The 24,582-nt window shown below is 50.4% G+C and carries 25 protein-coding genes and 1 tRNA gene; 14 read left to right on the top strand and 12 right to left on the bottom strand.

Annotated elements, in window-relative coordinates; all coding sequences use genetic code 11:
• The first annotated feature begins 71 nt into the window (after positions 1–71).
• The 3 genes from AWQ22_RS11600 to AWQ22_RS11590 all read left to right on the top strand — a co-directional run bounded on the left by AWQ22_RS11600 (position 72) and on the right by AWQ22_RS11590 (position 2,596).
• Positions 72–422 carry a hypothetical protein gene (locus AWQ22_RS11600; RefSeq protein ID WP_065711178.1) on the top strand — a complete coding sequence of 117 codons (351 nt, stop codon included), beginning with the start codon at positions 72–74 and terminating at the stop codon, positions 420–422.
• Between the two features lie 287 nt (positions 423–709).
• Positions 710–1,906, top strand: coding sequence for an HhoA/HhoB/HtrA family serine endopeptidase (locus AWQ22_RS11595; protein WP_065711177.1), 1,197 nt, complete (start codon positions 710–712; stop codon positions 1,904–1,906).
• Between the two features lie 9 nt (positions 1,907–1,915).
• Positions 1,916–2,596, top strand: a complete 681-nt coding sequence (locus AWQ22_RS11590) for a pantothenate kinase (RefSeq protein WP_071925389.1) — start codon at positions 1,916–1,918, stop codon at positions 2,594–2,596.
• A gap of 2 nt (positions 2,597–2,598) precedes the next feature.
• Here the strand turns inward: AWQ22_RS11590 and AWQ22_RS11585 are convergent, their stop codons facing one another.
• The 5 genes from AWQ22_RS11585 to AWQ22_RS11565 form a co-directional block, all read right to left on the bottom strand.
• Entirely contained in the window at positions 2,599–3,564 is a 966-nt protein-coding gene (locus AWQ22_RS11585; protein ID WP_065711176.1) for a hypothetical protein, read from the bottom strand.
• A 181-nt stretch (positions 3,565–3,745) separates the two neighbouring features.
• Entirely contained in the window at positions 3,746–5,671 is a 1,926-nt protein-coding gene (locus tag AWQ22_RS11580) for a penicillin-binding protein 2 (RefSeq protein ID WP_065711175.1), read from the bottom strand.
• 60 nt (positions 5,672–5,731) lie between these two features.
• The gene (locus AWQ22_RS11575; protein ID WP_065711174.1) at positions 5,732–6,202 is read right to left on the bottom strand and encodes a hypothetical protein; all 471 of its coding nucleotides are present in this window, start codon (positions 6,200–6,202) and stop codon (positions 5,732–5,734) included.
• A 232-nt stretch (positions 6,203–6,434) separates the two neighbouring features.
• Positions 6,435–7,970, bottom strand: coding sequence for a cryptochrome/photolyase family protein (locus AWQ22_RS11570; RefSeq protein WP_065711173.1), 1,536 nt, complete (start codon positions 7,968–7,970; stop codon positions 6,435–6,437).
• A 259-nt stretch (positions 7,971–8,229) separates the two neighbouring features.
• Entirely contained in the window at positions 8,230–9,810 is a 1,581-nt protein-coding gene (locus AWQ22_RS11565; protein ID WP_030007358.1) for a Na+/H+ antiporter, read from the bottom strand.
• Between the two features lie 288 nt (positions 9,811–10,098).
• Here AWQ22_RS11565 and AWQ22_RS11560 point away from each other — a divergent pair, with 288 nt between their 5' ends.
• Complete coding sequence (locus AWQ22_RS11560) at positions 10,099–10,476, top strand: DUF805 domain-containing protein (RefSeq protein ID WP_198166491.1); 378 nt, start codon at positions 10,099–10,101, stop codon at positions 10,474–10,476.
• A gap of 92 nt (positions 10,477–10,568) precedes the next feature.
• Here the strand turns inward: AWQ22_RS11560 and AWQ22_RS11555 are convergent, their stop codons facing one another.
• Together AWQ22_RS11555 and AWQ22_RS11550 are read right to left on the bottom strand one after the other, a co-directional pair.
• A complete protein-coding gene (locus tag AWQ22_RS11555; RefSeq protein ID WP_065711172.1) occupies positions 10,569–11,669 on the bottom strand; it encodes a peptidylprolyl isomerase in 1,101 nt (366 codons plus the stop codon).
• Between the two features lie 161 nt (positions 11,670–11,830).
• Positions 11,831–11,904: transfer RNA gene (locus AWQ22_RS11550), tRNA-Arg, on the bottom strand.
• A 60-nt stretch (positions 11,905–11,964) separates the two neighbouring features.
• On the opposite strand from AWQ22_RS11550, the gene moaC reads away from it, so the two are divergent.
• The 5 genes from moaC to AWQ22_RS11525 are packed head-to-tail and all read left to right on the top strand — an operon-like array spanning position 11,965 to position 14,405.
• Positions 11,965–12,474 carry a cyclic pyranopterin monophosphate synthase MoaC gene (gene moaC / locus AWQ22_RS11545; RefSeq protein WP_062435523.1) on the top strand — a complete coding sequence of 170 codons (510 nt, stop codon included), beginning with the start codon at positions 11,965–11,967 and terminating at the stop codon, positions 12,472–12,474.
• Between the two features lie 55 nt (positions 12,475–12,529).
• Positions 12,530–12,787: a 2TM domain-containing protein gene (locus tag AWQ22_RS11540; protein ID WP_012307888.1), complete on the top strand. Its 258-nt coding sequence runs from the start codon at positions 12,530–12,532 to the stop codon at positions 12,785–12,787.
• Positions 12,780–13,079: a DUF3181 family protein gene (locus AWQ22_RS11535; protein ID WP_065711171.1), complete on the top strand. Its 300-nt coding sequence runs from the start codon at positions 12,780–12,782 to the stop codon at positions 13,077–13,079. The genes AWQ22_RS11540 and AWQ22_RS11535 overlap by 8 nt, the downstream gene beginning before the upstream one ends.
• Positions 13,080–13,092: 13 nt before the next feature.
• Entirely contained in the window at positions 13,093–13,548 is a 456-nt protein-coding gene (gene tsaE / locus AWQ22_RS11530) for a tRNA (adenosine(37)-N6)-threonylcarbamoyltransferase complex ATPase subunit type 1 TsaE (RefSeq protein ID WP_065711170.1), read from the top strand.
• A gap of 47 nt (positions 13,549–13,595) precedes the next feature.
• Positions 13,596–14,405: a DUF2993 domain-containing protein gene (locus AWQ22_RS11525; protein WP_012307885.1), complete on the top strand. Its 810-nt coding sequence runs from the start codon at positions 13,596–13,598 to the stop codon at positions 14,403–14,405.
• 312 nt (positions 14,406–14,717) lie between these two features.
• On the opposite strand, the gene pstA is transcribed toward AWQ22_RS11525, so the two are convergent.
• The 3 genes from pstA to AWQ22_RS11510 form a co-directional block, all read right to left on the bottom strand.
• A complete protein-coding gene (gene pstA / locus AWQ22_RS11520) occupies positions 14,718–15,629 on the bottom strand; it encodes a phosphate ABC transporter permease PstA (RefSeq protein WP_065711169.1) in 912 nt (303 codons plus the stop codon).
• A complete protein-coding gene (gene pstC / locus AWQ22_RS11515; RefSeq protein ID WP_012307882.1) occupies positions 15,626–16,564 on the bottom strand; it encodes a phosphate ABC transporter permease subunit PstC in 939 nt (312 codons plus the stop codon). Before pstC ends, pstA begins: the two co-directional genes overlap by 4 nt.
• A 136-nt stretch (positions 16,565–16,700) precedes the next feature.
• Positions 16,701–17,765, bottom strand: coding sequence for a PstS family phosphate ABC transporter substrate-binding protein (locus AWQ22_RS11510; protein ID WP_030007350.1), 1,065 nt, complete (start codon positions 17,763–17,765; stop codon positions 16,701–16,703).
• Positions 17,766–18,649: 884 nt separating this feature from the next.
• Between AWQ22_RS11510 and AWQ22_RS11505 the strand changes: the two genes are divergently transcribed.
• Positions 18,650–19,594 carry a spermidine synthase gene (locus AWQ22_RS11505; protein ID WP_065711168.1) on the top strand — a complete coding sequence of 315 codons (945 nt, stop codon included), beginning with the start codon at positions 18,650–18,652 and terminating at the stop codon, positions 19,592–19,594.
• Between the two features lie 62 nt (positions 19,595–19,656).
• Here the strand turns inward: AWQ22_RS11505 and AWQ22_RS11500 are convergent, their stop codons facing one another.
• Both AWQ22_RS11500 and clpS read right to left on the bottom strand, forming a co-directional pair.
• Positions 19,657–20,511 (bottom strand): type II CAAX endopeptidase family protein, encoded by an 855-nt coding sequence (locus AWQ22_RS11500; protein ID WP_065711167.1) that lies wholly within the window; start codon positions 20,509–20,511, stop codon positions 19,657–19,659.
• Between the two features lie 91 nt (positions 20,512–20,602).
• Positions 20,603–20,890: an ATP-dependent Clp protease adapter ClpS gene (clpS, locus tag AWQ22_RS11495; RefSeq protein ID WP_012307878.1), complete on the bottom strand. Its 288-nt coding sequence runs from the start codon at positions 20,888–20,890 to the stop codon at positions 20,603–20,605.
• Positions 20,891–21,116: 226 nt separating this feature from the next.
• On the opposite strand from clpS, the gene AWQ22_RS11490 reads away from it, so the two are divergent.
• The 4 genes from AWQ22_RS11490 (at position 21,117) to recF (ending at position 24,541) form a co-directional block, all read left to right on the top strand.
• Entirely contained in the window at positions 21,117–22,001 is an 885-nt protein-coding gene (locus AWQ22_RS11490; RefSeq protein WP_065711166.1) for an alpha/beta fold hydrolase, read from the top strand.
• Positions 22,002–22,023: 22 nt separating this feature from the next.
• The gene (locus AWQ22_RS11485) at positions 22,024–22,566 is read left to right on the top strand and encodes a hypothetical protein (protein ID WP_041443603.1); all 543 of its coding nucleotides are present in this window, start codon (positions 22,024–22,026) and stop codon (positions 22,564–22,566) included.
• 92 nt (positions 22,567–22,658) lie between these two features.
• Positions 22,659–23,264, top strand: coding sequence for an SH3 domain-containing protein (locus tag AWQ22_RS11480; protein ID WP_157094620.1), 606 nt, complete (start codon positions 22,659–22,661; stop codon positions 23,262–23,264).
• Between the two features lie 110 nt (positions 23,265–23,374).
• On the top strand, positions 23,375–24,541 hold the full coding sequence (recF, locus tag AWQ22_RS11475; protein WP_065711164.1) for a DNA replication/repair protein RecF: 1,167 nt from the start codon (positions 23,375–23,377) through the stop codon (positions 24,539–24,541).
• Positions 24,542–24,582: the final 41 nt, after the last annotated feature.

Below are 24,582 nucleotides of genomic sequence, written 5' to 3'. Positions count from 1 at the left end.
CCGCCACTACAACCCCGTGGAGGTTAGTCCCTAATCTCTCAATTTATTCTCCTTTGCAATGGAGCAAAACCATGAAATCAACACAAGGTATCGGCGTACAGTTGTTGGATAGTCTGTCTTTGGGGTTGATGGTGCTGTTGTCTGGTGCCCCAGCGGCGATCGCCACCCCCACAGAAATGACCTGTCCAGAGGGATGGCGTCTCCATACCCAAGAACTCAATCCCCAGATCCGTGTCTGTTTACCCAAAAATATCCACCTCCCAACGCTCGCGGATCTCAGCCGACAACCGGCCCAGGTGCAGGTGCAACAACTGCGAATTATCCAAACTGGCGCTCAGATCGATCCGAGCCACCCCAAGGAGTCCCACATTCAAAGTTCGAGCCGTACCTCAATCCAGGTTTACCAACATACCAGCCAGTAACAATTTGGCGAGTTGTCGGGGGTTGATATTGTGCCAGAGTCAGCAAGCTCTGGTTTTTTGTTGGCGAAAGTGACTGGGGAGATTTTTTCTGAATCTAGATATTCCTTGGGGTGGCAGGAGTATTCAGGCAGTTAGCAGCCGATTTTTTTAAAAAGTTTTTTAAAAATTGACCGCAATTAACAAAAGAGGTTTTCTGGGCTGGTTAAAGTAGGGAATCAAGCAAGATTTTTGCCATAATTTTAAGGCAAGCTTGCGTTTATCTTTGCGCCTCCAGTCTCCTCACACCCATGCTAAATCAATCTTTTCGTCAGTGGAGCCTCTACACGACTTTCCTTATCCTCGGGGGAAGCCTGGGGTTTTTGGGCCATGCCTATTGGTTCCAAAGACAGCTAAATGCATCTTTGCAGGCCTATGGTGAGTTTCGTCAATATGAGCAATCCCTGGCTGCGCTGGATCTCAACCAAGACTCGGTAAATTTTATTGCTGAAGCGGTCAAAACCGTTGGGCCGACCGTCGTGCGCATTGATGCCCTGGATCAGACGGAGGCCTCGGCATCATCCACACCATTATTTAAGAAGTTTTTTCAATTAGAAGAGGGCTTTCCCACCTTTGACGGCGATCGCCAACCCCAGGGCACGGGCTCCGGTTTTATTCTCAGTAGTGACGGCCAACTGGTGACCAATGCCCATGTGGTGGGAAATAGCTCTAAGGTAAAGGTGACTCTCAAAGATGGCCAGGTCTTTGAAGGACAAGTGATGGGTGTTGATGAGCTAACGGATATTGCCGTGATTAAAATCGACGCCACGGGGTTACCCACCGCAACGTTAGGGAATGCGGCGGGTCTGACCCCAGGGGAATGGGCGATCGCCATTGGTAATCCCCTCGGTTTTGACAACAGTGTCACCGTCGGCATTATCAGTGCCCTTGACCGCCCCAGTGCCCAGGTCGGCATTCCGGACAAACGGGTACGCTTTATCCAAACCGATGCCGCCATTAACCCTGGTAATTCCGGTGGCCCCCTCCTCAATGTGCGGGGGGAAGTGATTGGCTTAAATACAGCGATTCGCGCCGATGGCCAAGGTCTGGGATTTGCCATTCCCATCGAAACCGCCCAACGCATTGCCCAGCAACTCTTTACGGAGGGGAAAGCGACTCACCCTTACCTGGGGATTCGGATGCTGGCATTGGACGGAGAAGGGAAAAATCGATTGCGGGAAACCCTGCCTGCCATGGCCCAGGATCTTGATTTAAACCAGGAAACAGGTGTGTTGGTGATTGAGGTTGCCCCAGATTCTCCGGCGGCGATCGCCAATATCCAGGTGGGAGATATCCTCAAGCAGGTGGGGGATCAACCCGTCCTGACCGCCTTTGATGTCCAGGATGTCGTAGAACGGAGTAGCATCGGTGCTGATTTACCCATTGATCTCAAGCGCCGGGGTAAAATGCGGCAGTTAACCGTCCAGCCTACGGAGTTTCCGAGTTAGGCCAGGGTTATGGATCAATGGTGGGCCTTAATGATTGGCAACTCCCGGCTCCATTGGGCGACATTTACGGGAGATACCTTGCAAACGGTGCACCACACAGCCCATGGCACTTGTCCCCCTGGTGTGAAACAGTTGCACTATCTGGCCTCGGTCGTCCCCCAACAAACCACTTGGATACAGGCTCATTTTCCCACTGCCAAGCCCATTACCTTGGCCGATATTCCCCTCGAAAATCTCTATCCCCAATTGGGGATTGATCGCGCCCTGGCGGTCTGGGGGGCCGGACAACGGTATGGCTTTCCCTGTTTAGTGGTTGATGGGGGAACGGCCTTAACCTTTTCAGCGGCCAACGGCGATCGCCAATGGATCGGTGGTGCGATTCTACCGGGTTTAAACCTCCAGTTTCAAAGCCTCACCCAGCACACTGCCGCCTTACCCAAAGTCCATTTACCGACGCAATTGCCCCCCCGTTGGGCCAATGATCCCGCCGGGGCGATCACCAGTGGCATTACCTACACAGTCCTCGCTGGGGTCAAAGATTTTATTCGCGCTTGGCAAGCCGAATTTCCCCAGGGTCAGATCTTCAGCACCGGGGGAGATGGGGCGTGGCTGGCCCAACAGTTACCTATTTTGAATTACGATCCGGGGCTTATTTTCCACGGATTTGCGGCCTTGAGACGTAATCGCTGATCCTAACGGAGCTGATAAACCTTGCCATCGAGCAGTAGGCGGGTAATGCCCTTGGCCGCGAGACAACCGCTCGTTTTGAGGAAAAGGTCGCCATTGGGAATTTTGATGATTTTTTGGGTGCGCCCCCGGATAAACCGTTTAGCGACACGGTGGTTATCAAAAATGGGGAGGGTTTTTTGGCTAATTTCTTCGTCGGGAATTTCCCCTAAATCCTGAAAATCCTGCATTGGCCGGGCGATCAACTCCGACAAACGATCCGTCACCACATAGCAATTGCGGGGGAACTGGGCTGCTTCGAGGGGCAAAATTTCCACCGTTTCCGAGGGGGCGACCGGGGTCACATCAAATTCTTCATCGTCGTCGTCTTCATCATCAAATTCCTCATCATCTTCATCATCAAATTCATCGTCATCACCGATGTCTTCCCCCAATAATTCCTTGAGAGCCTGTTGGCGATCGCCCAACTGAATTTCCTGGGCTAGGGCGAGTAAATCCGGATTAATTTCGATCTCCTCAAAGGTTGCAGCTTCCGGTTCAGGCTCAGAATCCTCTAGGGCCAATGCGGTCACTGCGTCGGAGGTGTCCAGCTCTGGGATTGCCTCTGGCTCTGGGTCACGGGATTTACGTCTGGTGCGCCGCCGTTCCGTTTTGGGTGGCGTTTCCTCGGCTGTATCGGTAGATTCTGGAGCTGTCTCAACCCGTTTGACTAGCTTTGGTTTTTCCACGGTTTTAGCCGTCGATGGCTCCGGGTCGGGGGTTGATTTTGTCCCACGGTTGCCACGACCCAGGCGTTTGCGTTGGATCAATTCCTCATATTCACTGGCACTGAGACGACTCTTAAGAAAGCGACTAATGGTAGAGCTGCTCACGCCATAGCGGGACGCCAAAGTAGAAGTCGTTTCTGCCGTTTCACGGTAGGCAACGAGTAATTCTTCTTTATCATGGTCGGTTAGTTTGCGGGGGCTCATAGCGTCGATACAAAATGCAGATAAAGGTGAGCAGCCTGGGTCAAAGCGTGCCAGCACATTAGTTTAACCTGTGTGCTCTATTAGTGTATCCCTTCAAGGAACCAGCGGTTGCGGGATACACAGAATTTCTCCAGAAATTCCTGCAATTATCGCGGTGTCGGGAATTGTAATTGGTTTTTCCTTAGGGGGATGTTTCTGTGGAATCTTCTGGTACCACTGTAGGGCCAGTAGGAGGGATTTTTTCGCGGACAATTAGGGCCTGGAGCACATCATGGACGACGGGAGCGGCGACAGTCCCCCCAAAGGAATTGGGCTCTGTGGGTTCATCGGCAGCGGCAAAGACCACATAGCGGGGATTATCGATGGGGAAGATACTGACGAAGCTTGTGATGTAGGCTCCCGGAATATATTGGCCGTTGCGCGCTTTTTGGGCCGTGCCTGTTTTCCCACCAATCCGATAGCCGGCAATTTTTGATTTTTCGCCACTGCCATCGTCCACAACGGTTTCCATCATGTCGAGTACAGTTCTCGCCACTGCCGGGGAAAAAATTTGTGGGTTTTCCGGTTCAGTCGTGGTTGCCGCAAGCTGCTGGGCACTATTGGGGATTTCTGCTTTGGGAGTGACGGTTTGGGGTTCCCCTTGGCTGTTGAATAGTCCCCGCACCAGATGGGGTTCGACGAGGGTGCCACCGTTGGCGATCGCCCCGTGGAGTTGCACCAGCTTGATGGGCGTCACAGTTAACCCTTGGCCAAAGGAATTCACGGCTGCTTCGACGGGGCTAGCGGTAAATTTTTCGCGACTCTTGAGGGTGCCTGTTACTTCCCCCGGTAGATCAATGCCTGTGGGTTCAGTGAGTCTCAAGCTTTGCAGTCGGTCATAATAATCATCCCGGGACAGATTTTGCATCAACCGAATCATCCCCACGTTACTAGAAACCCGCAAAATCCCCGCCACATCAATCACACCGTTTCCGGCACCGTTGTAGTTTTTCATCCGGTGGGGGCCAACCTGAATTGATCCCGGATCATTCACCGACGTGTTGGGGGTAATCACCCCAGCATCGAGGGCGAGGGCGACATTGATCGGTTTAAAGGTAGACCCCGGTTCATAGAGATCTGTGACTGCCCAATTTTTAAAAACACCATAATTTTCAGGCTGAACTTGGGCGTAATTGTTGGGATCGTAGTTGGGTTCTGTCACCAGACTCAGCAGTTCCCCAGACTGGGCATCCATGACAATGACAACACCCCGTTTCGCTTTGTAGGCAGCCATCTGTTTTTGTAGGGCTTGGCGGGCGGCCTTTTGGAGGGGGAGATCGAGGGACAGTTCCAATTCCCAGTCATCATATTTCATCGCCTCTGCCTGGAGGTTCCCCGGCAGGATCGCCCCATTGCCATTGCGCCGGAGACTCAGGGAAATGGGCTCCCGTTGGATTAAGCTTTCCTGGGCAAGTTCAATGCCAGCCCGGCCCAGGTGGTCGTCTTTTTGGACATAGCCGGTAATTTCTGCGGTCGCGTCCCCCTGGGGATAGAACCGACCATATCGTTCCACCAGTTCCAGGCCATCAATACGTAATTGGCGAATGGCGCTGACCTTGGTGGCGTCGAGGCTGGCCCGCAACAAGATCCCGCTTTTTTGGCGGCGTAAGGTGGTCTCTAGGTCTGCGGGGGAAACATCCCCCAAAATAGGAGCGAGATAATGGGCAACGGCCTTCGGGAGGTCTGTGGGGGCGATCGCCTCCGGGAGATTGTCTACTAGCTCCTGGGGAAGTCGGAAACCGACGGGGTGGGCGTAAAGGGTATGGGAAATGCGGTCTAGGGCTAGAATATTGCCTTCGCGGTCAACAATAGTCCGTCGGGGAATATAGGGGCGGAGGGTGATCTGATGCTGGGACTGGGCGATCGCCCCTAGCTTGTCGTAGTCAATGATCTGTAAGTAGAACACCCGGACAGCCAAAGCCAATAACCCCACCACAAAAATGCCCCAGACGAGGAATAAACGCCGTTGGAGCAGCTTCGGTGCGGGCGGCCGAGACCGGATGGCTTGTTGCTTGCGCCGATACAGTTGCCGTCGTTGTTGGTGGGAGTGGGGGGAAGGCATGGTCATCGGTTTGACCCCTGATTGCTAAGGGCAAATCTGCTCAACACTCTACCAAGAAACCAATGATTAATAGCCAATGGGAGATTGTTCGCGGACGTGGGGGAGAGTATCTTGGGGCGCAGCGGGGAGAGAGACCTGGGCAGGCGTTTTGACATAAACGCTGTGGGCTGGGGTTGGCGCCACAAGTCCTGCGGTCGGTTGCTCTGCCTGGTGCTGGAAAAATTCTCCGAGGCTGGCACTGGTGGCGATGAGATCTGCCTCGTAGTCTTGGAGTTGGAGGAGGTGACTAAACGCTTCACTCCAGCCCTTTTGGTAATAGGCTTTTCCGGCATATAAACCCATGGCCGTTGTCACGGCGGCGATCGCCACCCATTGGGTCACCTGCTTACTGATTCGGAGCGTTTGTACCAAAGGGGTTGTAGAGGGCTGTTCTGGCCGCGCTGGCAAGCTGCGAACCTTGGACTCTACCATTTTGAGGGGTCTGGATTTTTGCGGACGGGAGGGGGAAACCTGCCAGGGTCGAGGTGCAACTGCCATATCTACTTTCTATCGCCTCACACAAAAGATGTTGTCATTATGGGGTATTGTAGTCGCGCCTTGATCGATTTTCCCGTGTTTTTTTCGATTTTTACTAATTTTTCAAAAAAGCAATATTGATGTACTTTTCTTTCTAAGAAAAATATAAAGAAAGATATCAATGGGCAAAAAAAGTTCCCTGATTTTTATGATTTTTATGAAGTGGTTATGGCGAACAATCGGTGGCGATCGCCTATGGTAGTTCCCCTTGTGGAGCGGGCTTTAGGCGGTTTTGCCAAGTTTGGCCCTGGGCGCGGATGGCCTGCAATTCATCTGGGGAGAGCCGTTCTAAATTTTTGAGGATTAAATTCATCCGACCTTGGCTGCGGAGTTGACCTTGGTGGCGGTCGAGGAAGTGCCAGTAGAGGGTATTAAAAGGACAGGCATTTTCTCCGTGGCGATCGCCTTTGTGGTAGCGACAGTCGCGGCAGTAATCACTCATTTTATTGATGTAGTTGGCCGAGGCGGCGTAGGGCTTACTGGCAAGGATTCCCCCGTCAGCAAACTGCCCCATGCCGATGACATTAGTTTGCATTACCCAATCGTAGGCGTCGATAAACGCGGCGTGGAACCAAGCTTCTAGGGCCTGGGGCTTGACCCCCAAGATTAAGGCAAAATTGCTGAGGATCATCAAGCGTTGGATGTGGTGGGCATAGCCCGTTTGTTCTACTTGTTGTAAGACTTGTTTGAGGCAGTTGAGATCGGTTTTGCGGCTGTCCCAGTAAAAATCGGGTAGGGGTTGTTGATGGTTGAAATGGTTTTTCTGGGCATAATCAGCGCCCACGTAATGGTAAAGGCCATGGAGATATTCCCGCCAGCCCAAAATTTGCCGGATAAAACCTTCGAGATTATTGAGGGCGATCGCCTTTTGTTCCCGGATTGCCTCTGCTTTTTTGATCAATTCCCAGGGATGCAACAGACCCAGATTGAGATAGGGCGAAATCAGACCATGCCAGAGGGTATATTCCCCCGTGACCATCGCGTCTTGGAAAGTGCCAAATTTTTCTAAGCCCGTAGCGAGGAAATGCTCAAAGACCTGGAGGGCTTGGGTGCGGGTCACGGCCCAACGGAAAGGTTCAAGCTGCCCGTAGGTGACAAGACCTAAATCTTTAATCCGGTTGATCACGGCTTGGGTCAGTTCATCGGGCGCAAAGGTCAGCGGTTGGGGAGGATTGAGATCTTTTTTAGGAGGCTTGCGATTGTCCTTATCAAAGTTCCACTGACCCCCAAGGGGCTGCTGCGCTTCATCGAGCAGGATATTAAACCGTTTGCGACCCGCCCGATAAAAATCTTCGAGGACGAGGCGTTTACGATTCTTGGCCCAGGTGTGAAATTCTGCCCGCGACCACAGGAAGTGATTATTGGGAATGAACTTGAGGGAACAGGGGAGATCTAAGGTCTGGATCAAGGTCTCGAAGGGGCGATCGCTAGGCTGCATCACCCACAATTCCGTAATTCCTTCAGCGGTGATCCAGTCGATTAAAGCACTTTGCAAATCAGCGGCGATCGCATAATGGACAGACCACCCGGCCTGTTCTAGCTCCTGGGCAAAGTGACGCATGGCCGACCAGACCAGCACCAACTTTTGACCGTGGTAGGGCCGTTGGCGGGCATAGTCTGCCGCTTCGATCAACAAAACCGGCGTTCTTGAGCGTTGGTCTTCCCGTTGTTGGAGGGCGGCTTGGGTGGCCCACAGTTGATCCCCCAGTACCCAAATCCCGACGGTCATGGGCTTTTCTCTCCCGAAAAATGCTGTTGGAGAGTGTAACACAGGCTTTTTGGCGGCGGCGGCAGTGTGAGCTGGAGCAAAGACAATTAAATTTCTGTGAACCCGTGGGTGATCGCCAGAAAAACCCTTTAACGTGAAAAGGAATCCCCACAATTACAGGTATTTTTATGTCCGGCGAAGAACTTTTAACCCTGGCAACCCTCCTTAGCCCTGGGTTGGCCCTGTCGTTTATTGTGATGATCTGTTTTGCGAAGGGGGGTTAACTTTGGATTGTTTTTTCGGTGGCTTTGATCAAGGTCTCCTGGAGGAGGGGCGAAAGATCTTTATTTAAACGGCCCACCCGGATAAATTCGGCATAGGTGTCCGCTTCAATATCCAGGAGGGTATCGCGCAACTGCTTCATATCTAGTTCTTGCAGTTGGGGATGACTGCCTTTGAGTTTTTCAATTTTTTCTTCGATGGTTTCTAATTCCCCTTCGACGAGATCCCGTTCATAGCGGTAAAATTCTTCGTCCACATCGGCAGCGAGGTTTAACTGGTCGAGGTAATTTAATACTCGTTTGAGGGCGACGCGGCGGGCAAGATACTCGGAATATTTCTGACGAATCGGTTGATCACCAATCAAATCGAGTTTTTCTAAAACCCACTGGGTTGTCAGGCCTTGTACCAGAAGGGTGAATAGCACCACCCCAAAAATGATGTTGATAATTTCTTGGCGATCGCCGAGCACCACAGGCACGCTCAAGGCCACGGCAATGGAAACTGATCCCCGCAGACCGCCCCACCACAGCACCGTTTGTTCAGAGAAGCTCAAGGGATTATTACTAAATTGATTGGAGAGCCAACCCAAGCCATAGACGGAAATGGCCCGCGTCACCAACACAGCGGCGATCGCCACAAAAATTGCATCTAAACTTTCCCCTAGGGTGCCAAAATTGACCTGATCACCAATGAGCAGAAACACAATCGAATTCACAAAAAACGCGAGGAATTCCCAAAATTCCGAAACAACTAGGCGAGTACGGGGATTCATGCCAATATTCGAGCCAAAATTCCCCAAAATCATCCCCACAGTCACCACCGCAATCACCCCAGAACCGCCCAATTCCTCCGTCAAAAGGTAAGTACCATAGGCCGATACCAGGGTTAAAGATTGCTCCACGAGGGGAATATCGAATCGTTGGGTTAAGAAAGAAATGCCAAAACCAATCAAACAACCGAAGCCGACACCAATGCCCACAAACACCAGGAAAGTTGCCACCGTCGCCGACATCGAAAAGGTCTGGGTACCGAGGGGAATTCCCACCAGCAACAGAAACGCCACGACTGCGACTCCATCGTTAAAGAGGCTTTCCCCTTCCATCACCATCGTGAGTTTTTTACTGGCCCCCAACTCCCGGAACAAAGCCACCACCGACACCGGATCCGTCGCCGAGAGGGCCGCCCCCGCTAGCAAGGCAGAACTCAGGGCCAAGCTCGTCCACTGACTGAGGGCAAAACCAATCCCAAAGATGGCGATCGCCACCCCAGCCAAGGCAAACAACGCAATCGGCAACCATTGTTTCTGGAGTTCGCGCCAACGAATATTCCAAGCAGCTTCAAACAAGAGCGGTGGGAGGAAAATTTCAAGGATTAGCTCCGGCGAAAGATTCACTAAACGCACATTAATAAAAGCCAAACCCAGCCCCACAATCACCAACAAGAGGGTATAGGGGATCTGACGCAACCAACTAAAAATCCGTGAAAAGGTTGCAACGGTTAGGGAGATCGATAAAACCAACACAAACTGTTGCAAGTTTGTTGAAATCGCCGCTTCTGCAAGTTCTGCTAAAACAATCATGACCAAAGGCATGTCTAGATAATCTCTACAGATGCTAACAGGCATTGACCTCTGTCATCAGAAATATCAAGAGTCTTTAAATTTTTGAAGGCGATCATTAGCCCAGAACATCTTGTATTTCAAAGGTATATTGCATAGAAAAGCATTTAATTCACGCTTCCGTCACCTTGTTGTTTTTGTGTCAATTTAATAATTACAAAATGTTGACTTTTAGCATTGACTTGAATTCTTTATGAATCTTTTATGTAGAATAAAAGCCCAATCAATTGTTAATACAATAATAAAACAATGGATAAAAGTATATTTGAAGAATTTATCGATTATTACATTAAGGCTTGGCAAAATTATACAAACTTTAGTGGTAGAGCCCGCCGCAAAGAATTCTGGTATGTTTTTATCATCAACCTTTTGATTTCCCTTGTCTTGGGTGTTTTCCAGGAAACATTTCTTGGGGTGATCGCCTCTTTGGTTAGTATTATCTATTCCTTAGCCTTTATTTTACCTGGAATAGCCCTTAGCATCAGGCGTTTGCATGATACTGGCCGCAGTGGTTGGTGGCTCTTAATTGGATTTGTACCGCTTATTGGTGTAATTGTCTTAATTGTCTTCTTTGCTTCCGACAGTCAACCAGGCCCTAATCAATATAATGCTGACACGATGGCATAACTTTTAAAAACTAACCTGCAAAAGGATAAACACCCCAAACCGTTGTTGGTAAAGGGTGTTTTTTTAAATCGAAAAATTAAAGGGTGATCAATCTAGTTGGGGACAACTAAATTTTCAGAGCCATTAACAACTTTAGCCGTAATGATCTTGTCAGCTTTGCTGAGGCTTTCGAGAACATCCTGGCCAGTGACGGTATAGCCAAACACAGAGTAACGACCATCCATTAAGTTAAATCCGGGCGGCGCTAATTCATTATCAAATTTGAAGAAGAAAATCTGGGAAGAACCACCATTGGCATCATCGGCGGGGCGGGCCAGGGCTAAGGCACCATAGGCATTAAAAGGAAGATTGATCTCTGCTAGGTAAATGCCGAGGTCTTCTAGGGTTGCCCCATAGGTCGCTTCGTGGTCACCAGTGAGCATAATTTCCATGGGGATGGCACGGTACTCATTGGTTTTCGGGTCAATGAAACCATCGGCATCACCTTCGGGATCGCCCGTTTGCAGAATGTAGAGATCTTCAGCCCGGTTAAACGGTAGGCCATCATAGAAGCCCCGCTGCACCAAATCAACAAAGTTTCCGGCATTAATCGGGGCGTTGTAACCGTCAACGACAACGGTAATGTCCCCTTGGGTAGTTTCGAGTTCGACGGTGGCCCGACCCAATAAGCGCGGTAGATTGGCATAGTTTTCGGGGATCGTGGTCGGATATTCGGCGATCATATTTTCTTCGATCGTACCGACTTTGTTGAGGATTTCCCGACGTTTTGTCCAGATCACTTCACGGTCTTTGGCGGCGATCGCCTCTCTCATGGTGGCGACATCCTGTTCCATTTCGCTCAGGAGCGTTTGGGCCTGTTCCTTAAAACTGGGGACAACATCTTCGAGGATGCCATCTTGGCTAATGGAGAGGACGCGGCTGGCTTTCTTGGCATTGGCTGCAATCGGCCCCCAGCGTTTCGCCCGTAGATCCTTGGACATAAATTCCATGCTGTCCTGGAGGCGGCGAATGGGCTGATTTTCAATGGGCAGGGCGTAGCGGAGGATGGCTTCGGGATCAGTGATCGCATCCCCTTGGGCGAGGGAGGCGAGGGTAAAGCTCGGTTGCGGTAAAGCCGAGGCCGGTTGGGTCACGCCAAAACAAACGGCGATCGCCAAAGCCACAGATAGGCAATAGTTTAAAAATTTGGTCATGACGGAGGGAAATGAGTTTGTTTGAAAGAGTGCAGTTTGACTGGTCTCTTGTCATATTCTGCGTTTCCCTCTGGGCTTGTCAACAAAACATCACGACTCTTCAGATTCTTGCCACAACAAACCCCCCTGGGCTAACCTAGGAGGGCTGTTTTCTCTTCTTACGAGCCTGGAGAGATTCGAACTCCCGACCTGCTGATCCGTAGTCAGCTGCTCTAATCCGCTGAGCTACAGACCCATGGAGAAGAGTTGTGTTGTTTGACCAACAGTCATCTAATCTAACAGACGTTTTGGGTAAATGCAAGAGTTTTCTGAAAAAAAGATTTCCCTCCCTCCCCTGAGCCATCTCAACGCCCACGGTGAAGCGCAGATGGTGGATGTTTCTGAAAAGAATGTGACGAAACGGGAGGCGATCGCCACGGGGATAATCACTATGACCCACGCTTGCTTTACGGCGATCCAAGCGGGAGATGCCCCCAAGGGCGATGTTTTAGGTACAGCTCGCATTGCTGGGATCATGGCAGCGAAACAAACCTCGAACTTAATCCCTATGTGCCACCCGCTACCGATTAAAAAGGTGACGGTCAATTTTATTGCCGACGCAAACTTACCCGGTTATCGCATCGAGGCCAGTGTGACGACAAAATCCGAAACGGGGGTCGAAATGGAGGCGTTGACAGCGGTTTCCGTAGCGGCCTTAACCCTTTATGACATGGCGAAGGCAATGGATAAAGGGATGGTGATTTCTGAAATTCAACTGCTGAAAAAAACCGGGGGCAAATCCGGCGATTATACCCGGCAAGCCTGAAGAAAATCCTTGTGATAGGATCACCTGTGTTCCGTAAATGTGATGGGTAAAACCTATGCCTCGCAGTTGGCCGCGCAAACCTGACCGTAAAACTGATCCTGAATTCCGTCGCGCCGAAGACCGGATGAATTTTATTGTCCATGTGATGGTCTACCTCGCGATTAATTCGCCCATTTGGTTTACTGCCATGATTCAAACGACGGTAGAGCGCCCCTGGGTAAAACCGTTTAGCCTTGTTTGGCTGGGCATTCTAGGGTTACACCTGCTTTACATTACGGCGATCGCCGATTATTCGGAGGCTTCCAATGGCTAGCACAATTCAAATCGAAAAACTCGCCGCAGAGATTGGCGAAAATATTTATATCGATGTGTCTGGGTGGCATTTATATTTAGCCGATGCCCATTTACACACCACCGTCGCTGAGAAAATTTTCCCGGCCATTGAAGACCGTGCAGTGGACGAAGCAAAAGTGATGGATGTTTTACGCTCGATCCAAGTTCCCCTGGGTGGTAAACAAGCTTTTGTCACCCTGGCCCAACTGATCCCCACCGCCGGCCAAGGGGATCTGCTCAAGCTCCTCGAAGACTATCAAGACAATTGGTAATTTGAGGCGAGCAATGGCAGAAATTATTCTGTTAGAAAATGCAGCCGCCACCCAAGCTCTTGGGGTAAAGCTAGGGCAAAGGTTGCCAGAAAATTCAGTAATCTTGCTCAAGGGCGATCTGGGGGCCGGAAAAACGACCCTCACCCAGGGCATCGGTCTCGGCTTGGGAATTACCGAGGCGATCGCCAGTCCGACTTTTACCCTGGTGAACGAATACCACACCGGACGCATTCCCCTCTATCACCTGGATTTGTACCGTCTTGAACCTGCACAAGTCGATGGTCTCTATCCCGAAACCTACTGGGAGGGCGAAGAATGTGACCCTGGCCTGACGGTCATTGAATGGTCAGAACGCTTACCCTATCTCCCGGAATCTTATTTCCAAATTGAACTGAGCCACACCACCAATGACCAGCGGCAAGCGACTGTGTCTGCGGTCAATGCGGATTTAAAATTGCTTGTCTCTTAGAAATTTTCAGCTAAAGTTAAGGACGAACCATCAGCCTGGGGCGCACCATGGAATTTCTCGCAATCTTAATGTCCGGTTTTCTGACGGCCCTTTCCCCAGTGGGCTTGATCCTAGAGGAAGTCAGCGGTAAACGCATTGGCGATCGCCTCCAAGCCGCAGAAACCTTTGAAGTGCGGGTCGATAATGTTCCTAGTCACCAACTTCTCAAGGGCAAAATTGACCGCGTTCAGATTGCTAGTCGTGGCGTTGAACTTTTTCCTGGCCTACGTTTTGAGGTGCTAGAACTTGAAACCGATCCCCTCAGTTTTGACCTGGCTAAAGTTCGCAGTGGCAAACCTGGCCCCGGTGTTTTGGATCAGCCCCTCCAGGCAGGCGTGCGCTTTGTTCTCACCGAAACTGATCTCAATCAAGCCTTAACGTCTCCACAAGTTACGGCCTTGATACAACCTCTCATTAATCGTCTGCTCACCCGTCCCGGCAGCACCAATCCACCCCGTTTCCAATTAGAAAATGCCACCGTCGATTTCCTCGGCGAAAACCGTCTCCAGTTCACCGGAGAAATGTTTCAGATCAATCCCGAAACAGGCGAAGCAGAGCGGGCGACGCTCCAACTCAGTTTTACCCTCGGCCTCGCATCTGGTAGCCAATTCCAACTCACAGACTTTGAAGGGGCAGTGAATGATCAACCCCTCCCTCCGCCCCTCCTGAATGGCTTTGCCCAGGGGTTTAGTCGTCGCTTCAATCTGCGGATCTTCCAAGACCGGGGTTTAACGGCCCGCTTTCTCCAACTTCAAACCGGCGATCGCCAAATCCAGGGGGCGATGTTCATTCAGTTGGCTAACCCCACCCCCCAATAAATAACAAAATCTAATCACAGCCCTCAAAATTTTTGAGGTTTTTCTTTGCCCCAATCCATAGATATAACAGTATAGTTTACCTAGATTGCATAGCCCAAAAACAATATCTAGGACACCGGAGCTCAGTCACCATGGATCAAAACTGGATTGCTTTTCTCATTACCGCTGATGTCATGGCCTTTTTGCTCATTTTGGGATTGCGGACATGGCTCTTGCCGGAAGAAAAATAAAAGCTTTCGTCGAATAGCGCAAAAAGAAATCCTCCAGGGTATGGAGGATCTAATTTATCAATCTCAATTTTGTTTTAGAGCTTTATTTCTGGAATTTATTCCGGAGAAAAATAGCTGTGCCATTCATCGCCAATAATACCACCATCAAAACAATAATCCCCGCTGCTGCCACCGTGTGAAACTCTTCTTGGGGGCGGGAAACCCAGTTGAAAATTTGAATCGGCAGCGCCGTAAATGGCGTCTGGAGCCCTTCTAGGGATAAAGAAGGCAAGAAAGCGATAAAGGTCAAGGCCCCTAGGGTAATCAGTGGGGCTGTTTCACCGATTGCACGGGAAAGGGCCAAGATAGTCCCTGTTAAAATCCCCGGTAGGGCGAGGGGAAAAATTTGTTCGCGCACCACTTGCCATTTGGTCGCTCCGAGGGCTAGACCAGCTTGCCTGAGGCTATCGGGTACAGCCTTGAGGGCTTCGCGGGTTGCAACGATTACGATCGGCAAGATCAATAGGCTGAGGGTTAAAGCACCAGCTAAAACACTGCGTCCCCCTGTCATTGGAGAAAGGAGCCGGACAAAAACCTGTAGCCCCAAAAGACCATAAATAATTGAAGGAACGGCAGCGAGATTGTTGATGTTGACTTCAATGATTTTCGTGAAAGTATTTTCAGCGGAAAATTCCTCTAGGAAGATCCCCGCACCCACACCGATGGGAAAGGTGATTATGGCAGTTAGGATCATCAACCAAATTGTCCCGACAAGGGCTGATTTGAGGCCGGCATCTTCGGGGCGTCTAGAGGGAAAGGAAGTTAACAATTTCCAATCGAGGCGCGGCAGACCATCGAAGAAAACGTCGATCAAGAGAACGGTCAGCACCACAATGCTTAAAATTACAGCGATCCAACTGAGAGTTTGAAATGCGGTATCCCAGCGGTAACGGGTTTTAAGACGAGTATCGAACAGGGTGTTCGTATTTTGGGAATTGGGAGGGTTACTATTCATTCGTATTTCTGTCTATAGCGACGCACAACCCAGTAACTGAGGATGTTTAGGGTCAGGGTGATTAAGAATAAAGATAAACCAACGGCATAAATGGTCTTAAAAGCCAAACTGCCAGCCGGGGCATCCCCAAGACTAACTTGAACAATAAAAGCAGTCATGGTGGCGATGGGCACCGTGGGATTGAGGGTGAGGGTCGGGTTTAAACCAGCGGCAATGGTCACAATCATCGTTTCTCCGACGGCCCTAGAAATAGCCAAAATAAAGGAAGAAACAATCCCGGACAAGGCGGCGGGTAAGACGACATTCACGATGGTTTCTCGTTTGGTGGCCCCCAGTCCGTAGGAACCTTGACGTAGGCTATCGGGCACGGCATAGATTGCATCTTCACTGAGGGAGGCAACCAAGGGCAAAATTGAAATCCCTAACACTAAACCGGCACTCAAGGCATTAAAGGGAGAAAGCCCTGGAATAATCGCCCGTAGCGCTGGGGTCACCAATAACAGGGCAAAATAACCATAGACAACGGAGGGCACCCCTGCCAGAATTTCGAGGGCGGGCTTGAGCCATTTTCGGATCCCAGGGGAAGCATATTCACTTAAGCAAATAGCGGCTAACAGACCCAACGGCAAGGCCACGGAAATGGCGATCGCCGTCGTCATCAGGGTGCCAGAAACCAGCACAAAAATACCAAATTGTGGATCGACAAATAGCGGCGTCCAGCGGGTATCCGTTAGGAAAGTAAACAGGGAAACCTCATTAAAGAAGCCCGCCGCATCGACGACCAATGTGATGACAATCCCAAACGTGGTTAACACTGACACCAGGGCAAATAAACCAAAAAGCCCCACGATTAAACGTTGGCTCCATTTACTAAATGTCCGTGTTGTCCGCCAGAGTCCCGCATCAGCAAGGGGGGGAAAAGGACTAGTTGTCATAATTTTTAAATACTTATGATTTTGATTTATCAGCGATGCCACTACAAAAACAGCGGCATTCATTCAAAGCATAAAGGGAGTCGGGCCTTTTCTGAATGAATCTGCCCCACTCCCCAGCGAAACCTAAAAATAAAACCTAGAGAACTTCACCCAATCGAACACCGACGGTGGAACCACCATTAAAGATCGAACCAGTGGTGCGAGCAGCAAGGCGTTCCTGGGCCTTGGCGTAGAGTTCAGAATTGAGGGCAACATAGCCAACTTCAGAAACGAGGGAAGAATTTTCTTCAGCCGAGTAGAAGTCCATGAAAGCTTGAACCTGGGGCTTCTCATCCAAAGACGCTGCACTGACGTAGATGAAAATCGGGCGAGCCAAAGGCTGATAGGTAGAGTCGTCTACCGTCGCAGTGCTAGGAGCCACACAGCCATCACCATTGCTGGGATCGCCGTCATCAATGGCCGCCGCATTCAAGTTGTCAGCATTTTCTTCGTAGTAAGCCAAACCGAAGTAGCCCATGGCGTTGGGATCATTAACAACCCCTTGGACAACAACGTTGTCATCTTCACTGGCAGTGTAATCACCCCGGCTAGCTCCTTCTTCACCATTGATGGCGTCGGTGAAGTAGTCGAAAGTCCCAGAGTCAGTCCCTGGCCCATAGAGAGTGAGGGGAGCATCCGGGAAGCCTTCCCGTACTTGACTCCAGTTGTTAATTTGAGAATCAGGAGACCAAATGCTAGCCAATTCTTCGGTGGTTAAACAAGTGGCCCAGTCGTTTTCGGGGTTAATAACAACGGAAATCGCATCATAGGCAACGGGAATTTCGATATATTCGATGCCAGCCTGTTCACAAGCTTCGATTTCTTCGGTGGAAATCGGGCGGGAAGCGTTAGAAATATCGGTTTCGCCAGCGCAGAACTTAGAAAAGCCACCACCAGTCCCGGAAACCCCAACGGTTACGCGGGTATCGGGGTTTGCGATTTGGAATTCCTCGGCCATGGCTTCGGTAATCGGGAAAACGGTACTAGAACCATCAATGAGGACATCGCCAGACAAACCAGACGCACTATCTGCAGGAGCATCAGTTGTGCCAGTGCCTTCAGTCGGTGTTTGGGTAGTATTACAAGCTGCAAGTGCAGCGGTAAGGGTGAGGCCAGCAAGACCCAAAGATAAGGTACGGAGGCGAGTAGCGCTCTGTTTCATAGTTTCCTCTATTGTGTACTGTGCAATTAAGCGTAAGTGAGCGATGGATTAAAACTTTTTAGCGAGATCGAGGCTTTCAGGCATTGACTGCTAGTCAGAGATTAAGATTAGAGCGATTTTTCTAGGCTTAAACTCTCTGAAGCTCTGATGAATTTGTAAATCTTCGAAAAAATGAATTGAGATTCACAAAACTTTTCAAGATGTTTATACCATAACTACAGAAAATCAATGCAGAATTTATGTTTGTTTTTTCTCTCCTCTCTCCAAAAAGTCCATCAGCCTTAAGCAAAGTTTTTAGGGAGGTTAAATGAAGGTTAATCTTTGCAAAAGTCGAGGTAAATTCAGGGGGGAATTTTCAGCCAAATATCAAGGCAGTGACCAGTTTAATTTGATTTGACTGCTAAAAATCTTAGGCGACATTCAGGGCATCATGGGAGGCATTTAGATTGTTGATGGTTCAAGAAGTAATCTTTTTTTGAAGGACTGACTTAAATCGTGAAAAACCAGTTCACAATAGCATTATTCTAGCAATCGTAAAATAGTTTTGATGCCAAAAAAAATAGTTCCATTTTGGCTAAAAAGTAATGTACTTTTTCTAAAAATATTGTACTTTCAGTTTTTATGGAAAGCTGTGGGTTCGAGATAGCAGAAATGAAGTTAATTCCCAATGGTTATTCACGGCAAGTTTACGGATCAATGCATTGATTGTCTTTTTGGCGATCGCCTTTTGGCCTAGGGAGTCACTGACGCGGGTTCAATCCCCAGAGTTTTAGGAAGCATAAAGTTTTAAAAAGCTTACCGGACAAGGTTTTGGGGGGCGATCACTAAAAAAATGAAAAAGTCTGCGATACTGGTATCCGGTCAATTGTCAGAAGGGAAAAATTATGGCAGGTAGCGAAGTCAAAGCCGACTATTGGATTAACGAGTACATTACGCCCTGGGATATTTATAGTCACGGGATCACCAAGATTTTGGCCTATAAACAAACCCAATTTCAGGAGATGGCGATCGTTGAAAGCGGTGCCTATGGTAAAGCCCTGGTGCTGGATGGAAAATGGCAGTCCTGTACCGGCGATGAATTTCTCTACCATGAACCCCTTGTTCATCCGGCGATGATTGCCCACGGTGCGCCGAAAAAAGTGTTAATTCTCGGTGCTGGGGAAGGGGCAACGGTGCGCGAAGTGCTGCGCTGGCAGTCCGTCGAAAAGGTGATGATGGTCGATATCGATGGCGAAGTAGTAGAAGCCTGTAAGGAATTTTTACCAGAGATGCACCAGGGGGTCTTTGATGATCCACGCCTCGATCTGCGCATTGAAGATGCCTTTAAGATTTTAGAAACCACCACCGAGAAGTGGGATGTGATCATTTCTGACCTGTCTGATCCCATCGAGGAAGGCCCTTCCTTTAAGCTCTTTACCAAGGAATATTTCACGCAATTGAAGGATGTGCTCGCGCCCGGTGGGGTTGTGGCAGTACAGGCTGGCCCCACGGCTCCGGCGAATCTGCGGCTCCATGCGCGGCTGGTGAACACCCTCAAGGCCGTTTACACTAATGTTTCCTCCTACTCGACACCCATTTCGAGCTACGGCTCCCCCTGGGGTTTTGCGATCTGCACCGATGGGGATTTGAATCTGCGCCCCGACCCGGAAGCCGTGGATCAACTTTTGGCTGAGCAAACCACCGGTGGCTTCAAGATTATCGATGGCTTAACGCTGTTGGGGATGTTGCAAACTTTTCGCCATGTCCGCGAGGCGATCGCCACCCACACCGAAGTCTTTACCCTAGCGGAACCGCCGAAATTCTTCGGGAAAGGTCACAAAGCGCAGTAGAGACATTTTTCTAAGTTCTCTCCAGTTTAAAACCCCTCTAACTCCCCTCTAGGGCCACCCCTCTAACTCCCCTCTAGGGGAGAGGGTTTTTGGGATTTTTGGGCGGCGCGGGCCATAAGCCAGGCCAATACTGCGAGGAAGAGAATGCCCCACAGGCCACTAAGGGGATTGCCGTCAACGCCCGTTAGCCAAGGGGAAACGCCTTCTTTGGATTGGATCAAACCCCCCACATTAAAAATGTAATAGCCCCAAACTAAGCCCCCATGGAGACCGATGGGTTTGCCGAGGCGACCAAAGCGCGATCGCTTCGCCCAAACTAAAGTCAATCCCAATAGCACCAAACCGGGAAATACCGGGAGCGTTCGGATCATCTCCGGGAGGGGTTTCAGGAAATGTAAAACCGCAAAGGCGATCGCACTGCCCCAAAGCACTATTTTTGAGCCATAGTCCCGCTCTAGCTCGTCATAAACCCAGCCCCGAAAGACCAATTCTTCTGCGAGGGCCACCCCCAGACCGCTCAAGGCTCCTTCGATCACAATGCGAATCAAGGCCGTTGTAGGCGGAATAATCTCGATAAAACCCAACAGATCTTCAAAAATCAGCAAAGCCCAGGTGAACCCCAGGCCATAGGCCAAACCTGTAACCAAATCCACGCCATTCGCCCGTTGCCACACCAAACCATAGCGCCGGAAGGGTTGCGTTTCCCCGTGGACTTGCTTCACCCAAAAGGGCAGGTAAAACAAAAATTCCACAAACAACAGTCCCATGGTCAGGATGGTGGTCAGGTTTTCGTCGGCGCGAAAAATCAGGTACAACGGGGCCGCGAGGGGAAGCCAGATGATCCCCAAACTCAAGAAAAAAAGTCCCAGCCGCAGGGGTACTGGGGTGGTTTTACAGAGATGCCAAAATCGTTTCAAGGGAAAAAGTCGTTGAGGTTTGCCACCTTCTATTTAATCTGTTTCTGGGCCGCAATCTGGCGATCGCCTTGATTAAAAAAGCAAAATATCTCTACTCGTCCGGCTCGATGGTGCTGGTGAGGCCGTGCATTTTCAGGGTTTCACAATAAAATTCCGCATGTTCCTGCACACAGGTGATCACCAAGGCAATGCCGTTGGTGTGGGCTTCCATCATGATACTGACCGCCTGGGGTTGGGTCAGACCGGCCACCGTTTGCATCAAGGTCTGTACCACATGTTCCATGGAGTTAAAGTCGTCGTTATGGAGCAGTACCCGGTAGCGGGGGGCTGGTTTACGGATGGTCGAAGTGGAACGTTGTTCGATCACACCGGTAGACATGATGAAGAAACCTCCTAGGCAATATTGGATTCAAGGGAAAAGATGAACTTTTACTGTCTCGGCAACTGTTGAGTTTTTGCCGCAGTAAACAATGTCACAATCAAAAACCGTCGCTTAGGTTATAGCACAAATTTCACGGGAACCTCACCCGGCGATCGTCCCAGAACCCCCCGGAAGAAAACGATACAATGGCAGTAGTTAACATTTATTTACAAAAAAATCTCCGATGAGTGCGACCGTTTCCCCCCATGTTTTCGCTGAAAATCCCCCCAGTCAGTTTTGGCGATGGCGGGGTTATAACATCCACTATGTCCAGGCCGGCACCAGCCAAGGAAAACCTCCCTTACTCTTAGTCCATGGCTTTGGGGCTTCCACAGACCACTGGCGCAAAAACATTACGGTACTACAAGGGGATTTTTCGGTGTGGGCGATTGATTTACTCGGCTTCGGGCGATCGCCAAAGGCTCCCATTGTTTATAGCGGCGCTCTGTGGCGGGATCAACTGCGGGATTTTATTAACGAAGTCATTGGTGAACCCGTGGTGTTAGCCGGGAATTCCCTGGGAGGTTATGCGTCTCTTTGTGCAGCAGCCCAATGTCCAGAGGTTGCTAAAGGTCTTATTCTCCTCAACAGTGCTGGCCCCTTCAGTGACCAAGTTAAGGCCCAACCTTCACCCTGGAAAAAAGCCCTCCGCAAAGTTCTGTTTAGTCCCCTTTCGACCCAGCTTATTTTCCAATACACCAAACGGCGCGCCACCATCCGTAAAACTCTGCAAAAGGTTTACGTCAACCAAGGGGCGGTGACCGAACGTTTGATCGACGAAATTCAGCGCCCTTCCAATGATCCGGGGGCAGCCAAGGTTTTCGCGGCGGTTTTTAACACCCCAGAAGGAGCCAAAGTCGATCATCTCCTGGAAGCACTAGATCGACCGTTATTGATGATTTGGGGTGAAAAAGATCCCTGGATTCGGGCGCGGGAGCGGGGCGCAAAGTTTAAACAACACTGTCCTAGCCTCGTGGAACATTACCTAGAGTCCGGCCATTGCCCCCATGACGACACACCGGAACTGGTCAATCCTTTAATTCGTGATTGGCTCAACCAAACGTTTTAGGAAATCAAGCAATTTTGGTGCAATGACGATGGCGACCACTTTTAATCTTTCACCCCTCATCCGCATTACCCTGTTGAGTCTCTATGTTTCACTCACAGTCCCGATTCCGTTTTTAGCGGACGTCACCCAAGCCCCTGTTTCGCCAGCACTTCTCTGGGTTGGTTTGGGGTTGGGGGCGATTTTTCTTTACGGTGCCCTCAGTGAAAAAGTCTGTCTGGATGAAACCGGAATTACCGTCACCTATCCGACTTGGTTCCGCTGGCTGACCCGTAAGGGCTGGTCATTGCCCTGGGAAAAAATCGACCAACTGAAAATGCGCACCACGGGTCAAGGGGGCTTGGTTTATTATTTCGTCACCCCAGAACGCGATCGCGCTTATTTGTTACCGATGCGGGTGGCAGGTTTTGCGAAGATGGTGGGCTTGATTGAAGCACAAACCAATATTGATACCAGCGATGTGCGGCCCCTGTCTCAACCGTGGATGTACATGATTTTGCTGGGGTTTACGGTGCTGCTGTGCCTCGTGGATGGTTGGGCGATCGCCACCGCCCTGACTTTGTCCTAAGCTCCGGACATTATCTGCGGTTCTGGGCTTCAGATCTAAGATTTCCTTCTAATGTGGAAACAAAGTCATCTGCAAGGGAAGGAAGAAAAAACATGGTGCGAGTCAAACCTTACCTATTTTGTTTGGCGATCGGGTGTTGGCTGGGTGCGACCCCAGGGGCGATCGCCAATCCGGAACCCGGCTGGGAACCCTGGCGACCCAACGAAACAGAAGACGACAACTGGTCATTTAGTGCGGGGTTTTCTAATCTGGAACTGGGGGGCTACATGGACTACGAATATACCTGCACCCAAGCCGCCACAGCAGCAGAGCAAGAACCCGTTTTTGAATATCGCTTAAATAGTTTAGTGAAAGCCATTGGCACAGGTCAGGTGCAATATCGCTGCCTCGTCAATGATCAAATCGTTGCCCAACACACCAGTACAGCCACCTTAAATGATCAACCCTCTCGCGGTTGTTTGATCGTTCAGAGTGATTTGGGGACGGGTCTTAATGTTAGGCAGGAACCCACTGTCTCAGCGCCAGTTGTGGGCTTTCTCAGCAACGGCAGTCAGATTATGGTGACAGGATCGCCCGCCTACCTCAGTGAAGACACCACCGGGCGAACTTGGCTTTATATTCCCTTTCAGCAGGATTACGCCTGGACATCTGTCATGGCCGAAGCCGGCGGTCACATTAATTACCGTTTCTGTGATTAATCAGGCTCAATTTTTGGTTTGCGATTCCCCAGGCGATCGCCACTGCCTTAACCTGGGCATAACACGCTAAAATCAGGGTTCTGTTTCGGGACTTGGGCGACAGAAAAAGAATGTATTTGCAAACCTTGCACCTCCGTAATTTTCGCAACTACCAGCATCAGTACGTTGATTTTTCGGCCCAAAAAACCATCTTGATCGGCAACAACGCCCAGGGAAAATCAAACCTCCTCGAAGCCGTCGAACTGCTCGCCAGCCTTAAAACCCACCGCACCAGCCGGGACGCCGACCTAGTGAAACAAGGGGAAGCCACCGCCCGCATCCAAGCCCAAATTCAGCGCGGCTATGGCACCGTTGACTTTGATCTTTTGCTCCGCAACCAGGGGGGACGCACCCTCAAGCTCAATGGCGAAACCCTCCGTCGCCAACTCGATGGCCTCGGTACCCTCAATGCCGTGGAATTTTCCTGCCTTGATTTAGACCTCGTGCGGGGTGGGCCTGACTGTCGTCGCCAATGGATTGATAATCTTTTGATCCAGTTAGAACCTGTCTATGCCCGGATTTTGCAGGAGTATCAACAGGTGCTGAAGCAACGCAATGCCCTCTTAAGGACGGCCAAAAAACTCCACCGGAACCAAGCGGCGATCCCCACTGATTTGACCCAACAGTTGACCCTCTGGGATCTGCAATTGGCAGCTACAGGTTCGCGGGTCACCAGAAGGCGATCGCGGGGGTTGCTCAGGCTGATGCCCCTGGCCCAAGCTTGGCACCGTGATATCAGTAGCCAAACCGAAACCTTAGAAATCACCTACTGCCCCAATATTCCCTGGCAACGGGATGACCCCCACCATGTGCAACAGGCCTGCCTCGACAAAATAGAACAACGCCGCCAAGCAGAACAACACCAGGGCAGCAGCATGGTTGGCCCCCACCGGGACGAAATCGAATTTTCCATTAACGGCACCCCCGCCCGCTTCTATGGCTCCCAGGGGCAGCAACGCACCTTGGTTTTAGCGCTCAAACTCGCCGAGCTGCAACTCATTGAGACGATCATCGGAGAACCGCCCCTGTTGCTTTTAGATGATGTCCTGGCTGAGCTTGATCCCTCCCGCCAAAATCAACTGCTAGACACGATTCAAACCCGTTTCCAAACCCTGATTACAACCACTCACCTCAATTCCTTTGGGGCAGACTGGCTAAAGCATTCACAAATTTTGACGGTAAACCAGGGTACCTTACAACCCTACGCCCGTCCCCTGTCGGAAACCTACGGCCCCTGAGGTAGATTGGCTCCCCACGACAGATGACAATCCTGGAATTC

Source organism: Picosynechococcus sp. PCC 7117, assembly GCF_001693275.1.
Taxonomy (GTDB): domain Bacteria; phylum Cyanobacteriota; class Cyanobacteriia; order Cyanobacteriales; family MRBY01; genus MRBY01.
The sequence above is the reverse complement of the archived record's forward strand: the minus strand, read 5'-3'. Positions and strand labels throughout refer to the sequence as shown.

Excerpts from the sequence above, each read along its gene's own strand:
- AWQ22_RS11600 (WP_065711178.1), top strand. The coding sequence starts at position 72 with ATGAAATCAACACAAGGTATCGGCGTACAGTTGTTGGATAGTCTGTCT.
- AWQ22_RS11595 (WP_065711177.1), top strand. The coding sequence starts at position 710 with ATGCTAAATCAATCTTTTCGTCAGTGGAGCCTCTACACGACTTTCCTT.
- AWQ22_RS11590 (WP_071925389.1), top strand. The coding sequence starts at position 1,916 with ATGGATCAATGGTGGGCCTTAATGATTGGCAACTCCCGGCTCCATTGG.
- AWQ22_RS11585 (WP_065711176.1), bottom strand. The coding sequence starts at position 3,564 with ATGAGCCCCCGCAAACTAACCGACCATGATAAAGAAGAATTACTCGTT.
- AWQ22_RS11580 (WP_065711175.1), bottom strand. The coding sequence starts at position 5,671 with ATGACCATGCCTTCCCCCCACTCCCACCAACAACGACGGCAACTGTAT.
- AWQ22_RS11575 (WP_065711174.1), bottom strand. The coding sequence starts at position 6,202 with ATGGCAGTTGCACCTCGACCCTGGCAGGTTTCCCCCTCCCGTCCGCAA.
- AWQ22_RS11570 (WP_065711173.1), bottom strand. The coding sequence starts at position 7,970 with ATGACCGTCGGGATTTGGGTACTGGGGGATCAACTGTGGGCCACCCAA.
- AWQ22_RS11565 (WP_030007358.1), bottom strand. The coding sequence starts at position 9,810 with ATGATTGTTTTAGCAGAACTTGCAGAAGCGGCGATTTCAACAAACTTG.
- AWQ22_RS11560 (WP_198166491.1), top strand. The coding sequence starts at position 10,099 with ATGGATAAAAGTATATTTGAAGAATTTATCGATTATTACATTAAGGCT.
- AWQ22_RS11555 (WP_065711172.1), bottom strand. The coding sequence starts at position 11,669 with ATGACCAAATTTTTAAACTATTGCCTATCTGTGGCTTTGGCGATCGCC.
- moaC (WP_062435523.1), top strand. The coding sequence starts at position 11,965 with ATGCAAGAGTTTTCTGAAAAAAAGATTTCCCTCCCTCCCCTGAGCCAT.
- AWQ22_RS11540 (WP_012307888.1), top strand. The coding sequence starts at position 12,530 with ATGCCTCGCAGTTGGCCGCGCAAACCTGACCGTAAAACTGATCCTGAA.
- AWQ22_RS11535 (WP_065711171.1), top strand. The coding sequence starts at position 12,780 with ATGGCTAGCACAATTCAAATCGAAAAACTCGCCGCAGAGATTGGCGAA.
- tsaE (WP_065711170.1), top strand. The coding sequence starts at position 13,093 with ATGGCAGAAATTATTCTGTTAGAAAATGCAGCCGCCACCCAAGCTCTT.
- AWQ22_RS11525 (WP_012307885.1), top strand. The coding sequence starts at position 13,596 with ATGGAATTTCTCGCAATCTTAATGTCCGGTTTTCTGACGGCCCTTTCC.
- pstA (WP_065711169.1), bottom strand. The coding sequence starts at position 15,629 with ATGAATAGTAACCCTCCCAATTCCCAAAATACGAACACCCTGTTCGAT.
- pstC (WP_012307882.1), bottom strand. The coding sequence starts at position 16,564 with ATGACAACTAGTCCTTTTCCCCCCCTTGCTGATGCGGGACTCTGGCGG.
- AWQ22_RS11510 (WP_030007350.1), bottom strand. The coding sequence starts at position 17,765 with ATGAAACAGAGCGCTACTCGCCTCCGTACCTTATCTTTGGGTCTTGCT.
- AWQ22_RS11505 (WP_065711168.1), top strand. The coding sequence starts at position 18,650 with ATGGCAGGTAGCGAAGTCAAAGCCGACTATTGGATTAACGAGTACATT.
- clpS (WP_012307878.1), bottom strand. The coding sequence starts at position 20,890 with ATGTCTACCGGTGTGATCGAACAACGTTCCACTTCGACCATCCGTAAA.
- AWQ22_RS11490 (WP_065711166.1), top strand. The coding sequence starts at position 21,117 with ATGAGTGCGACCGTTTCCCCCCATGTTTTCGCTGAAAATCCCCCCAGT.
- AWQ22_RS11485 (WP_041443603.1), top strand. The coding sequence starts at position 22,024 with ATGACGATGGCGACCACTTTTAATCTTTCACCCCTCATCCGCATTACC.
- AWQ22_RS11480 (WP_157094620.1), top strand. The coding sequence starts at position 22,659 with ATGGTGCGAGTCAAACCTTACCTATTTTGTTTGGCGATCGGGTGTTGG.
- recF (WP_065711164.1), top strand. The coding sequence starts at position 23,375 with ATGTATTTGCAAACCTTGCACCTCCGTAATTTTCGCAACTACCAGCAT.